This is a genomic window from Paenibacillus sp. FSL R5-0517 (genome assembly GCF_037974355.1).
GTDB lineage: Bacteria > Bacillota > Bacilli > Paenibacillales > Paenibacillaceae > Paenibacillus.
In genome coordinates this window covers 5751989-5764803 of the sequence record NZ_CP150235.1, presented here as the reverse complement: position 1 = coordinate 5764803, position 12815 = coordinate 5751989, and the positions used below count along the sequence as shown (strand labels likewise).

Below are 12815 nucleotides of genomic sequence, written 5' to 3'. Positions count from 1 at the left end.
AAGCGCTTTATTATTGTGTATTGTGAAGGGAACAAGGGAGGTATATAACGATGTTAAGAGTGGCGATTATCGGAGCAGGAGCAATTAGTGGAGCGCATATCTCAGCATATTTGGCATTCCCTGAGCGATGTCAGATTGTTGCGGTGGTGGACATGTACGTGGATAAGGCACAGAAGCGAATTAACGAATATGGACTGGAAGGAGCACAAGCTTTTACGGATTACACAGAGCTATTTGCGCAAAATATTGATCTGGTATCCGTCTGTACGCCGCCGTATACGCATGCTTCAATTGCGTGTGATTTCATGCAAGCAGGTGCACATGCATTGGTAGAAAAACCGATGGCTTCTTCCCTGGAGGAAGCGGATCTGATGCTGAAAGTAGCGCAAGAAAGTGGCAAATTACTATCCGTAGTAGCACAGAATCGATTTACGACACCGATGATGAAGTTAAAAGGTGTGCTGGACAGTAAACGGATGGGGCCTATTGTACATGTGCAGGTTGATTCATTCTGGTGGCGGGGCCACAATTACTATGATCTGTGGTGGCGCGGGACATGGGAAAAAGAAGGCGGAGGCTGTACCCTTAGTCATGCGGTACATCATATTGATGCGATGTTATGGATGATGGGACCTCCGGTGGAATTGCAGGCCATGATGGCGAATACGGCACATGACAATGCCGAAGTTGAGGATATATCCATGGCGATGCTGCGCTTTCAGGAAGGGGCGCTTGGCATGATTACCAGTTCCGTTGTACATCACGGAGAGGAACAGCAGTTAATTTTTCAGGGTAAAGAAGCCCGTGTATCGGCACCTTGGAAAGTGGTTGCTTCTACCGCACGGAATAACGGATTTCCGGAACCCAATCGAGAGTTGGAACAACAGATTCAGAAGCTTGTTGACGAATTGCCGGATGTGACTCATGTCGGTCACGCTGGGCAAGTGGAGAATGTGTTAAACGCGATTGAGACAGGATCACCCCTTCTGGTGGATGGTCAAAGTGGTCGGAATACACTTGAACTGATTGTAGGCATCTACAAATCGGCTAGTACGGGAGAAAAGGTTGTTTTTCCACTAGGGGCGGAAGACGCATTTTACACAAGAGAAGGAATTATGCAACATGCTGTACACTTTTATGAAAAAAAGACGACGGTGGAGAACTTCGAGGATTCGAGTATTACGCTGGGTAGCAAGATGGATTCGTAGTATTTTATGTGAAAAAGATGCCTTCTCACAAAAAAAAGTGAGGATGGGCATCTTTTTTAGGTCTGAGACATCTTCCTGTTCTAAAAATACAATAATTTTATCCATTCATATTTTTGAAATGACGTTATTACGTTATCTTACTGTGCACCATTATTATTTAAAATTTAAATTAATATAATAAGGCTTCATCAAAAGGTTATAGCCACTTATCAGCCCAACGTTCCACAGCGCTTAGTGCTCTCCCCAGTTCCGTGCCTTTTCGTGACAACATATATTCAGTCCGAACTGGACGTTCAGTGACCACATGGCGAACCACAAGTCCTTCTTCCTCCAATTCCTTCATTCGCTCATTTAAAACACGTTTGCTCAAGTCAGGGATATAAGCGTGAATCTCACTGAAGCGTTTGGGCTCCTCCATCAATGCATGAATAATGAGGGCTACCCATTTTCGACCAATGATCTGATAAGATTGTTCCACTTTTGTGCATATTTGCTTGGCATTCTCATCATCGCTCATGATTGTACTCCTTTGATTTAGTATTGCCTGTAATATCATTAGTATACTTATTGTAACCCACTTGTCCACAGGCCATATGTGTAAAATGTCACATACCAATTGTTATTAATCTTACCACATAAAGCGTTATCATCAAATAAAAAGCCTATAAACACTGGAGTTCACAGTTTCGACACGATTATTGACGAATTGTGACGACAGGTGTAATATGGGTAACGTTAATTCAAAAGGTTACAATTTATAACCTAAATACAGGTTGTGGAGAGAAGGAATGTTCCATGGTTAAATTCAGGTGTGTTATATAAACGGAGGCAAGGCGGGGACGACACCCACTTATTCCGTCTTTTGTCATGCTTGGATTTGAACATTTTGCAACATCATATACTATACTGCACAGATCACAGGAGGCACTCCAATGGATGCAATGACATTTGTCCTGTTCGGGGCAACAGGCGATTTAGCCAAACGTAAGATTTACCCTGCATTATATAACTTGTACATGGATCAGAAAATGCCGAAATCCTTCTCCGTTATCGGATTGGGACGGCGTGAATTGTCGGATGCGGACTTTCAGGCAAATGTAGAAAAGTCACTTCATGAATTCTCTCGTCAGACCCCTGAAGAAGCATCTCAGGTTCGTGATTTCATTGGCGCTTTCCGTTATTGTTCTTTAAATAATACGAAGCTTGAAGATTACACCAAATTGTTGGAACTCGTTCAACAGCGTGAACAAGAGCTTAACATTCCCGAAAATCGCATGTTCTACATGTCGGTGGCACCGGAATTCTTTGAGCCGATCGCATTGAATATTCAAGAAAGTGGCTTGGGTAACACCAAAGGCTGGAAGAAACTGATTATCGAAAAACCTTTCGGACACGATCTGCAATCGGCTCGTGATCTGAACGAGAAATTGAGCAATACCTTTGCGGAAGAAGAGATCTATCGCATTGACCATTTCCTTGGTAAACCGATGGTTCAAAATATTGAGACGCTCACATACGCGAATCCGGTAATTCAGGCGTTGTGGTCCAACCGTTATATTGCCAATGTACAGATCACGGCAAGTGAGACGGTGGGCGTTGAAGAACGTGCCGCGTATTACGATCAAAGTGGTGCGCTTCGTGACATGTTCCAAAACCATATGCTCCAGTTGCTGATGATGATTGGTTTGCATTTGCCAAAACGTTGCACACCGGAAGAAATTCAATTCAAAAAGCAAAAAATTGCTGAAGCGCTTCGTCCTTTGACGAAAGAAAATATTGCTTCTGAAGTTGTTCGTGCACAATATGCAGCAGGCGAGCTGCAAGGTGCATCGGTAGTTGGATATCTGGACGAGCCTGGCATTCCTGCCGGATCTCAGAACGAGACCTATGTTGCCGCAAGATTGTGGATCGATGATCCATTCTGGAGCGAGGTTCCATTTTATATCCGTACAGGTAAACGCCTGGCTGAGAAATCCACGAGAATCGTTGTTGAATTCAAATCGCCACTCAAAACAGGTCATGAATCCGAGAATACAACGGAACCTAACCTGCTTACGATTGAAATTGGTCCGGGAGAAAGTATTTCCCTTCAATTAAATGCGAAGAATCCATTGAACCATGGTGAAGTGGAGCCGATGCATATGACCTTCAACTCCGGCAAACGTAACATCCCTGAAGCGTATGAGAATCTGATCTTTGACGCTATGCGTGGTGATTCCACCTTCTTCGCTCACTGGAACGAAGTGGAGCTGGCATGGCAGTGGGTTCAACCGATTCAAGAAGCATTCGAAGCCGGCAGCGTGCCACTGGATACGTACAGTGCAGGTTCGCATGGACCAGAGTCAGCAGATCGCCTGACAGCAGCAGATGGCTTCCGTTGGTGGTAAGTGAAACGAAGAAGTGAGCGCAGAGATAGGGGCGGTATAATCCGCTCTGCTCACGAATGAACATACATTTTGCACAATCCAAATGCGTCTTCCAAGTTAGCATAATGTAGAACGACAAGCTTCTATTCACCTAGAGCGTTTGTGCTTGGAGCGAACTGATTGATGAAGCAAAATGCTGATATATATGAAGTATTTATTATGAATTATACCGTTCCAATTTTGCATAAGCCCTTCCGGTTATGTGACCGGAAGGCCGTGAAAATTTTTAAATATAGATTAGCGGTTCAGTTTTGAAAATGGGTTGGCTTTGAACGCTGAGAATGTAGTGTAGGGCACGAAATCGATTCTGAAGAAGCGAAGCGTTCGCCTTTATCCCCGGATTTTCTCCTATATTAGGAGATTCAAAAAAATCTGGGGATAACAGCGATCAAAAGAACGATTTGTGACCGGAACGGTTACATCACCAAACGTTAGGCACTTATTTTTAATTTTGAGCGCAAATAAAATTTAAACATTGTTCATAACAGGAGGATTTTAAAATGAAACTTGGACTAGTCGGATTAGGAAAAATGGGATTGAACCTGGGCAGAAACTTGATTGATCACAAACATGAAGTGGTTGCTTTTGACCTGAACGCTGAAGCAGTAAATGAAATGAAAGAATACGGCGCTACAGGCGTATCTTCATACGCAGAGATGGTGGCTTCGCTCGAATCCCCACGTGTATTGTGGATCATGGTTCCTCACAACGTGGTAGATGCTGTATTGGCTGAAGTTAGCCCGTTGTTGTCCAAAGGCGACATCATTATTGAAGCGGGTAACTCCCACTACAAAGAATCCATCCGTCGCTACGAAGAGATGAAAACCAAAGGCATTCACTACATGGATGCAGGTACATCTGGCGGTATGGAAGGCGCACGTAATGGAGCATGTTATATGATCGGTGGAGACCCTGAAGCTTGGGCTATCGTTGAGCCGGCATTCAAAGATACTTCCGTAGAGAACGGCTACCTGTATGCTGGTAAAGCGGGCAGCGGTCACTTCCTGAAAATGGTCCACAATGGTATCGAGTACGGTATGATGGCATCCATCGGTGAAGGTTTTGACGTATTGGAGAAAAGTGGATTTGATTTCGACTTCGAACAAGTAGCACGCGTATGGAACAACGGTTCTGTTATCCGCTCTTGGTTGATGGAGCTGACAGAACGTGCCTTCTCCAAAGATGCAAACCTCGATGAAATTAAAGGCGTAATGCACTCTTCCGGTGAAGGACGTTGGACGGTAGAAACGGCATTTGACCTTCAAACCGCTACACCGGTAATCGCTTTGTCCTTGCTGATGCGTTATCGTTCCCTGGAGACAGACACATTTACAGGTAAAGTGGTAGCGGCATTGCGTAATGAATTTGGCGGTCACGCTGTAGAGAAAAAATAATTTTATATATAACTGTTAACATATGATGGACATCGGGTAATAACTTATATCGTGTTTACGAATTCATCAAGTGGAGGGAACATATCATGAAATTTTTCTTGGATACAGGGAATGTGGAAGAAATCAAACGGATCGAGCGTCTGGGTCTGGTGGATGGAGTCACTACTAACCCGTCTTTGATTGCCAAAGAAGGTCGCGTATTTAAAGAAGTCATTCAGGAGATCTGTGGCGTTGTTAAAGGCCCGGTCAGTGCTGAAGTTATCGGTCTCAAAGCCGAGGATATGTTGAAGGAAGCTTATGAAATTGCAGAATGGGCACCGAATGTAGTTATTAAACTGCCGATGACCGAAGATGGGCTGTATGCTTGTCATGAGTTAACGCAAAAAGGGATTAAAACCAATGTCACGCTGATCTTCTCCGCAGCACAGGGCCTGATGGCAGCGAAAGCTGGTGCAACCTACATCAGTCCATTCGTTGGGCGTCTGGATGATATTGCGGTGGATGGCATGAAACTGATTCGTGATCTGCGTCTTATTCTGGACATGTATGATCTGCCTTCCGAGATTATCGCAGCAAGCATTCGCAATATCAAACACGTCGAAGATGCAGCCCTTTCCGGTGCGCACATTGCCACCATTCCAGGTTCGCTTCTGCCGACACTTTGGAAGCACCCACTGACGGACAGCGGGATTGAACGTTTCCTGAAAGACTGGGAATCTGTACCGAAATAAATGGCTACCAGTGCCCAAGTCTTTGGGCGGTCTGAACATAAAACCTTTCGCTTTGCAGAGGAATCTGCGGACGAAAGGTTTTTTTTATCTCGGTTTACGTAGTTTCCGATTTCCGGTTAGGCTTAGCCAATAAGAAGTACAGTACTTGTCCCTTTAATGTTGTTGTTACTTTCTGTCCAGTGTCCACGTACTGTCCTTCTTTTTCAGGACAACGGTGCATAAGGTTAACTATAGCCTATAGCTCATCCCGCAGGGGAGGGACACTTCGATGATGAGAAGAAAATGGCGAAGCCGGAAACGCCGTAAGCCGCCAAGCGGCAAGCGCAAAATGTGGTTGATCATTTTATTGGTCACTGCGTTTTGTTTGATGCAGGGCTTTGCTTATGTGGATAAAAAAATGAAGCCCCCCATCATGCACTTGGCCAAGATCAGAGTGAAGCAGATTGCGACCGAAGCGATCAACAAGGCGATTACAGCACAGGTTGCAGATGGCAAAACCAACGAAGGATTGATTGACTGGAAGACGGATACCGCCGGGAAAGTGTCCGGTTTCATGCTGAACTACAATGAGCATATGCGAATCACCGCAAGTACAATGAATATTGTGCAATCCACGCTGCAGAATGTACACATGTTAAAAGAAAAAATCCCGCTGGGGCAGGCGCTGGGAAGTCCGGTGATGGCTTCATTTGGCCCGAGTATACCGGTTCGTATTGAGCCCCAAGGCGCTGTCAAAGTGGACCTCAACACCCGTCAGCAAAATGCGGGGATTAACATGATTTTGGTGGAAGTGTACATTCACATCATTGCTGAGGTCGCCGTCGTGGTGCCCTTCGACATGGAGCCCGAAACGGTCGATACGGAAATCCCGATCTCCTACCTGCTGGTTGTCGGGGATGTGCCGATGTATTATTACGATAATCAGGGCAAGCCGGTAGGCAGTAACGGAAGTAATGCCCCAGCTATTGCGCTGCCATCAGGCCATACGGGTGTATCAAGCGGTAATGGAGTGACTGCGAATCCCCCTAGCCAGAACCAGCAACAGACACCGTCAGACCCTTTGCAAGGGAACGAACTTGAACAATTTGAACCGGATGATCTGCCTGATGTGAATGGGGGCGTACAGTCTAACAAGGGCGCGCACCCGTAATACAGACTAATTTTTAGTAAAAGACTTTAAGTACAAAATGAGAAAAGGGGCCTCTATTGAAGAGGTCCCTATTTCGAATGTTCATCGTACTCCGAGCGGAAACGCTTATATTGACATATGCTCGTCTCACTTGCTTTTCTTGTTCTTTTGTTTGCGTTCTTCCTGTTCCCAATGTTTGAGCTGTGGATAAGGGTCGAACGACCATTCGTGCAGTCCACTGTCGCGATAGATCCCATAGTGCAGATGTGGAGGGAATTTGCCCTGTGTCCCAGGTTTACCGTAACCCGAACTGCCAACCCAACCCACAACCTGACCAGGTATAACAACTTCACCGATGCGTGCACTTTTGTCAAAACCCGAGAGATGGGCGTAATAGTGATAATGATTGTTCAAATCCCGGATACCGATGCGCCAGCCTCCAAACGGATTCCAGCCTTTGATCTCCACGACCCCATAACAGGTGCTGCGCACTGGCAGACCATGTGGAGCGAAGATATCCGTTCCCTCATGAATGCGATAACCGCCCCAGCTTCGTTTTGTCCCCCAGGTGCTGCGATAGGAGTAATTGGTTCCGAGCGGAACCGGGAAGGCGTGTCCAAACAGATCCAGATTGTCAAAATGCTCATATAACTTCGCGAATTGCTGTATCCGTTGCACAGCACGGGAGTTGTGATAATATTCCCACAGGGCGATGTTGAAGTCCTCTTGCTTGTTTCCGTAACCCTGAATGACCGAAGCCATGCTGTACAGCACATCCTGATCATTGTTAGCATCCGCTATACCGTCTCCTGAACCGTCACGTCCATATCCTTTGAAAAAAAGAATGGATTCCGGATGTTGATCCGTCTCATCAGGATTTAGCCATCCTCTCCAGGCCGGAGGAGTCATGAAAATACCTGTAAGCCGCTCCGGATGCTTGCGATCCTTTGGATGTGCGCGAGTAATTGTTCGTTCATACTGATCAATTGCGGCTAGCCTATACCAGGGAATCTGAGTCATCTGACCGATGGTCTCATATAAATGGCGACGTGCAGCGAAAATTTCTGCGGGTTTTAACTCGGTGGCCTGTGGTTTCGGAGTAGCCCCGACAGGTTCACTGTAGACGTCAACAGATAAACATGGGAGAAGCAGCGTACCTGCAAGTAAGGTTTTGATCCAAAATCGGTACGTATGCCTGGAGGTCAAGCGTTGTTGCACTGGGAAGCAGCCCCTTTCCAATAGAATGATACAAGGTACCCGATGAACCAAGCTAAAGGTTAGCGTTCTTCAAAAGTTCTCGTTTTATCCATGTAAGCACTTGTGATGAATCGAATGAACCAAATTGTCCATATCGGGCATGAATGCACAAGATGTGACAAATGGGGGTTTTTCCAACGCTTTCATGGTATAATATGTTCCGAGCAACAGCCTAACTTCAGTTAGAAAGAAGGTTTATGCATTGGCAAAACGTGTTAAAGAACCGAAGCCGGATTGGATTCGGATCAAATTGACAACCGGCGATAACTATCAGGAAATGAAAACGATGATGCGTTCCAAAACGCTGCATACGGTATGTGAGGAAGCGCGGTGTCCGAATATTTATGAATGCTGGGCCAATCGAACGGCCACTTTTATGATATTGGGCGATATTTGCACAAGGGCATGCCGTTTTTGCGCGGTGAATACAGGCTTGCCAACGGAGCTTGATTTGCAGGAACCAGAACGTGTGGCGGAAGCAGCAGAGCAGATGAATCTGCAACATTGCGTCATTACAAGTGTAGCCCGTGATGATCTGAAGGATGGAGGAGCTACAATTTTTGCAGAGACAGTTAAGGCCGTACGGCGGCGGTTGCCATTGTGCAGCGTTGAAGTGCTCATTCCAGACTTTCTGGGCGATCGGGAATCTTTGCAGATTGTAATGGATGCCAAACCGGACATTCTGAATCACAATATTGAGACGGTTGAGCGGTTGTCAGACAAAGTGCGTGCCAAGGCAAAATATAAACGTTCACTGGAATTGCTTGCTCGTGCCAAAGAAATGCAACCTAACATCCCAACGAAATCAAGCATTATGCTTGGTGTAGGTGAGGAATATAATGAAATTTTATCAACCATGGATGATCTTCGTGCGGTAGACTGTGATATTATGACGATTGGTCAATATTTGCAGCCATCCGAGAAACATCTGTATGTTGAAAAGTATTATCCGCCAGAGGAGTTCGCTGCATTGAAACAGGAAGGATTAAAACGTGGTTTTAGCCACGTCGAGTCCGGCCCGATGGTACGCAGCTCCTACCATGCGCATGAACAGGTGAAATCGGCCACCAAACATGCTGAACAGGCGGCAACACACGCGTGATGGAGGATACCGGATTGGAAGAAGAAAAAAGCACAGAACAGATTCAGGACCAACTCCAGGAGCAGATCCAGGAGCCAGTTCAAGAATCTGTTGTTGAATCGGTTGAAGAAAAGCCCAAAGAACCGGTCATTGTACAGATCGGCGGCAAAAACTATGAAATCGTCCAGAACCACAAAGAGGGCTGGAATCCAGAGGTCTTCCGTGATCGTTACAGTGAGGTGCTGGAGCGTTATGATTATATTATCGGAGACTGGGGTTATAGCCAGTTAAGATTAAAAGGTTTTTACCGTGATAACCATCCGAAAGCGACGAAGGATTCCACGATCGCCAGCATGGTGGACTATATCAATGAATATTGTAACTTTGGCTGTGCGTATTTTGTGCTCCAGAAGAGCAAAGATCAGCCTCAAGCCAAAACAAAAAGCGGTTCCTGAGAAGGACCGCTTTTTTGGTGTCTTTATTTTAGTCAAGAAATGCCGTGCGAACCCGGTTCCAGAATGGATAAGGACGGAAACGCGCGAAACTGACCTTGTGACTGGATACCTGACAACGGACAGATATCAGATCCTCCACCATCACATTCACATGATCAATCGTCATCAATAACCGCTGATCCTTGCGGGAGAAAATATCACAATGATGATGCTTGGGCAAAATAACCGGTGAACCAAGTGTCCGATAGACCCGGTTATTAATTGAAGCAATCTCCGCAATCTGAATAGCCTCGATGGTCGGATGAACCATTGCACCGCCAAGGGCCTTGTTGTATGCCGTGCTGCCTGAAGGCGTGGATACACAGATTCCATCGCCACGGAACATCTCGAATGTCACGTCGTTAATATCGACCTGGGCCACGACGGTACCGTCTACACCTTTTAACGTAAATTCATTAAGAGCGATGTAAGAGGAATTCCCCGACTTTTTCCGAATCTCAAGCTCCAACAGCGGATATTGGACAATGCGTGGTTTGAGACGCTCCGGATCTCCCTTGCCACTCATCAGCCTGACTAATTCCCGTAATTCTTCCTTCTTCCAATCGGCATAAAAGCCGAGATGGCCTGTATGAACCCCAACAAAAGCAATATCCGGAATACGGTCGATGAAATTGTGAAATGCCTGCAGCATCGTACCATCGCCCCCGATGGAGATGACAATCTCCGGCGATTCTGCATCCAGCTTGAACCCTTCTTCCTTCGCCAGCGCATGAAACTGCTGACTGAGATCAATCGATAACTGGTCTCCGCGGTCTTGAACATAGTATCTCAAGATGAAAGCTCCTTTGTGGTCATTATACTACCGATGATAATCAATTCCGCGGAAGAACACAACGTTTGGAAGCATATTCAGTTAAATATAGATGAATGAGCGACTTATTTTTTGACATGTCGTCTTGGCTTGAAGATATAACTTAATATCGTAAGCAATAACAACAACATAATGATACTCGCAAAAACAATGACCCCCGTCAGGACGATCAGTCCCCAGTCCGGTGTATACGTCGATAACGATGGGATTACACCAGGCTCCATGAGAACGGGTGAAGCGGAACGCCCCATCATGGGGGTCCACAATAGCAGGACCAGCACAGGTGCGATTAGCGCATGAATCGCTCTGGCAAATAAAAAGGGACCATATCTCATGGGGGTGTTGCTAAGAATACTCATAATCTGTGCATGGACGGATAATCCGCCCCAGGAGAGAACAAAGGCTGCTGCCGCCACTTTATATATCAGTGGAATGGAAGTGCTGACACCTCCGGCCTCTTTGGCCCCCAGTGTGACTTCAAATAGCCCCCCGACCAAGCTAGGAGATAAGGATGGAGGAAGTCCGCTATATCGAAGCAGTTGCTCGGTTATGCCGTATAATCCGCCAAGCCAACCGGTCTGTACAAGCAACTCCATTATGACCGAGAAGAATACAACCAGCCCTCCTACGATAATAATAAGGCGAAGGGATGAGGAGACGGCGTGGCGCAGCAGTTCACCGAATACCCGTCCGTCAGCCTTTCTTGCCTCATGCATTGCATAGATGGCCCGGACCAGTCTGTTTCTAGGTATTTGCTCCGATGGAGATGCAGAAGAGATGTCTGGCTGTGAGCCTTTCGCTGTACCCCCGTGAAAACGCATGAGCATACCCACCAGAAAAGCTGCAGCGTAATGACTTGCAACCAATAGCGGAGCAATGGCGACATTATGGAAGAACCCAACCGATACGGCTCCAATCATGAAGATCGGATCGGAGGATGTGGTGAAGGCAACGAGCCGTTCTCCTTCTTCCCGGGTAACCAGCTTTTGTTCCCATAACTGTGCGGTCAGTTTCGCCCCTGTAGGATAACCGGATGCACAGCTCACGGCAAATACAAAACCACCGCTTCCGGGAACACGAAACAATGGACGCATCAGTGGATTCAGCAAGGTACCCAGAAAATGAACAATGCCAAAGCCGAGCAGCAGCTCGGACAGCACCAAAAAAGGAAAAAGGGAGGGAAACAATACGTCCCACCAGATGGACAGTCCGCGTACACCTGCATGCCAGGTTTCCGCTGGATACAAGACCATTAACACACAAAGGATCAGGAGAGCGAGTGTGACCAGGACATGGGTGAGTCGTTGTGAAGCAGCCATGAATTCTTCTCCTTTACTTTTGGAATGGTCGGTGTGCGGAAATCTGTGATGCTATTGCCATCAATATATGAAAAAAAGTGGACAAACAGTACAAAATTATACGTAGAAAGCGCTTGCAAAAGTGGCTGTGTTTTTGAGTGATGTGTGCTAAAATGAGAAAAACGCCTGAACGTCACCTAATTGTCTCCAAGGTGGAATTCAAATCGGATGGAGTGATGATCATGAGTCTTGTCACCGGAATCCTGGTCTGTGCTTTTGTATATGTGATACGTGCCTCGCTAGTACGCTCTGAGGAAGAGGACTGGCGGAGTTATTAATGGAATATCTAATGCGCCAACCTATGTGGTTGGCGCTTTTTTTGTGTTAGGTTCCGAAGAAGGTCCTATATACAGATGGCAGGGAATGCGTCCTGATGATTTCATGTTATATAGGACTTTTTGGTTTTTTTTGATAGAATGGAGATAAAGGCTTCTGTGGCCTGGATATTGTTACTGTTTTCACAATGTTCACGGAACGTGTAATATATGGCAAAATTCGACATCAGAAAGGGGAATCAGACGAATGAATCCCAGTTTGAGTATTTATGACAATCTTGGCGGTGAGAAAGGTGTTCGCGCACTGGTTGAGGCCTTCTATCCAATCGTTCAGCAGAACGAGCAACTGGCTCCGCTTTTCCCGGAAGATATTCAGCCGGTTATCGACAAGCAGTATATGTTTTTGTCTCAGTTTTTTGGAGGACCAGGGCTGTTTTCCGAGGCGTTCGGACATCCGATGATGCGTGCCCGTCATATGCATTTTGAAGTGACCGTTGAACGCGCTGAGGCTTGGCTTGCATGTATGGATCAAGCCTTAACACAGATCGGTGTGGAGGAGCCTTTGCACTCGTTTATCCTGCAGCGTTTATCCGGGCCTGCACATCATTTTGTGAATACACCGTAGTTCCG

At 46.3% G+C, this 12815-nt stretch carries 13 protein-coding genes; 9 read left to right on the top strand and 4 right to left on the bottom strand.

Features of this window, described 5'->3' with window-relative positions; all coding sequences use genetic code 11:
• Nucleotides 1-50: 50 nt before the first annotated feature.
• Nucleotides 51-1208, top strand: a complete 1158-nt coding sequence (locus tag MKX40_RS25700; RefSeq protein ID WP_339237605.1) for a Gfo/Idh/MocA family oxidoreductase — start codon at nt 51-53, stop codon at nt 1206-1208.
• A gap of 196 nt (nt 1209-1404) precedes the next feature.
• Here MKX40_RS25700 and MKX40_RS25695 read toward each other — a convergent pair whose 3' ends face one another.
• Complete coding sequence (locus MKX40_RS25695) at nt 1405-1725, bottom strand: helix-turn-helix domain-containing protein (protein ID WP_036605715.1); 321 nt, start codon at nt 1723-1725, stop codon at nt 1405-1407.
• A 415-nt stretch (nt 1726-2140) separates the two neighbouring features.
• Between MKX40_RS25695 and zwf the strand changes: the two genes are divergently transcribed.
• From zwf to yunB, 4 genes are all read left to right on the top strand, one after another.
• The gene (gene zwf / locus MKX40_RS25690) at nt 2141-3595 is read left to right on the top strand and encodes a glucose-6-phosphate dehydrogenase (protein ID WP_339237603.1); all 1455 of its coding nucleotides are present in this window, start codon (nt 2141-2143) and stop codon (nt 3593-3595) included.
• 539 nt (nt 3596-4134) lie between these two features.
• Nucleotides 4135-5028 (top strand): phosphogluconate dehydrogenase (NAD(+)-dependent, decarboxylating), encoded by an 894-nt coding sequence (gene gnd, locus MKX40_RS25685; RefSeq protein WP_339237600.1) that lies wholly within the window; start codon nt 4135-4137, stop codon nt 5026-5028.
• Nucleotides 5029-5114: 86 nt separating this feature from the next.
• Nucleotides 5115-5759, top strand: a complete 645-nt coding sequence (gene fsa, locus MKX40_RS25680; protein WP_036605718.1) for a fructose-6-phosphate aldolase — start codon at nt 5115-5117, stop codon at nt 5757-5759.
• A gap of 268 nt (nt 5760-6027) precedes the next feature.
• Nucleotides 6028-6909: a sporulation protein YunB gene (yunB, locus tag MKX40_RS25675; protein ID WP_339237598.1), complete on the top strand. Its 882-nt coding sequence runs from the start codon at nt 6028-6030 to the stop codon at nt 6907-6909.
• Between the two features lie 126 nt (nt 6910-7035).
• On the opposite strand, the gene MKX40_RS25670 is transcribed toward yunB, so the two are convergent.
• Nucleotides 7036-8106 carry a M23 family metallopeptidase gene (locus MKX40_RS25670; RefSeq protein WP_339237596.1) on the bottom strand — a complete coding sequence of 357 codons (1071 nt, stop codon included), beginning with the start codon at nt 8104-8106 and terminating at the stop codon, nt 7036-7038.
• Nucleotides 8107-8347: 241 nt separating this feature from the next.
• Between MKX40_RS25670 and lipA the strand changes: the two genes are divergently transcribed.
• Both lipA and MKX40_RS25660 read left to right on the top strand, forming a co-directional pair.
• A complete protein-coding gene (lipA, locus tag MKX40_RS25665; protein WP_253440726.1) occupies nt 8348-9247 on the top strand; it encodes a lipoyl synthase in 900 nt (299 codons plus the stop codon).
• 14 nt (nt 9248-9261) lie between these two features.
• Nucleotides 9262-9681: a YutD family protein gene (locus tag MKX40_RS25660; RefSeq protein ID WP_339237593.1), complete on the top strand. Its 420-nt coding sequence runs from the start codon at nt 9262-9264 to the stop codon at nt 9679-9681.
• Nucleotides 9682-9709: 28 nt separating this feature from the next.
• Here the strand turns inward: MKX40_RS25660 and MKX40_RS25655 are convergent, their stop codons facing one another.
• Both MKX40_RS25655 and ylbJ read right to left on the bottom strand, forming a co-directional pair.
• Entirely contained in the window at nt 9710-10513 is an 804-nt protein-coding gene (locus MKX40_RS25655) for an NAD kinase (protein ID WP_036673293.1), read from the bottom strand.
• A gap of 104 nt (nt 10514-10617) precedes the next feature.
• Complete coding sequence (ylbJ, locus tag MKX40_RS25650) at nt 10618-11871, bottom strand: sporulation integral membrane protein YlbJ (RefSeq protein WP_339237590.1); 1254 nt, start codon at nt 11869-11871, stop codon at nt 10618-10620.
• A 152-nt stretch (nt 11872-12023) separates the two neighbouring features.
• On the opposite strand from ylbJ, the gene MKX40_RS25645 reads away from it, so the two are divergent.
• A complete protein-coding gene (locus tag MKX40_RS25645; protein ID WP_253440723.1) occupies nt 12024-12188 on the top strand; it encodes a hypothetical protein in 165 nt (54 codons plus the stop codon).
• A 244-nt stretch (nt 12189-12432) separates the two neighbouring features.
• Complete coding sequence (locus MKX40_RS25640; RefSeq protein ID WP_036605723.1) at nt 12433-12810, top strand: globin; 378 nt, start codon at nt 12433-12435, stop codon at nt 12808-12810.
• Nucleotides 12811-12815: the final 5 nt, after the last annotated feature.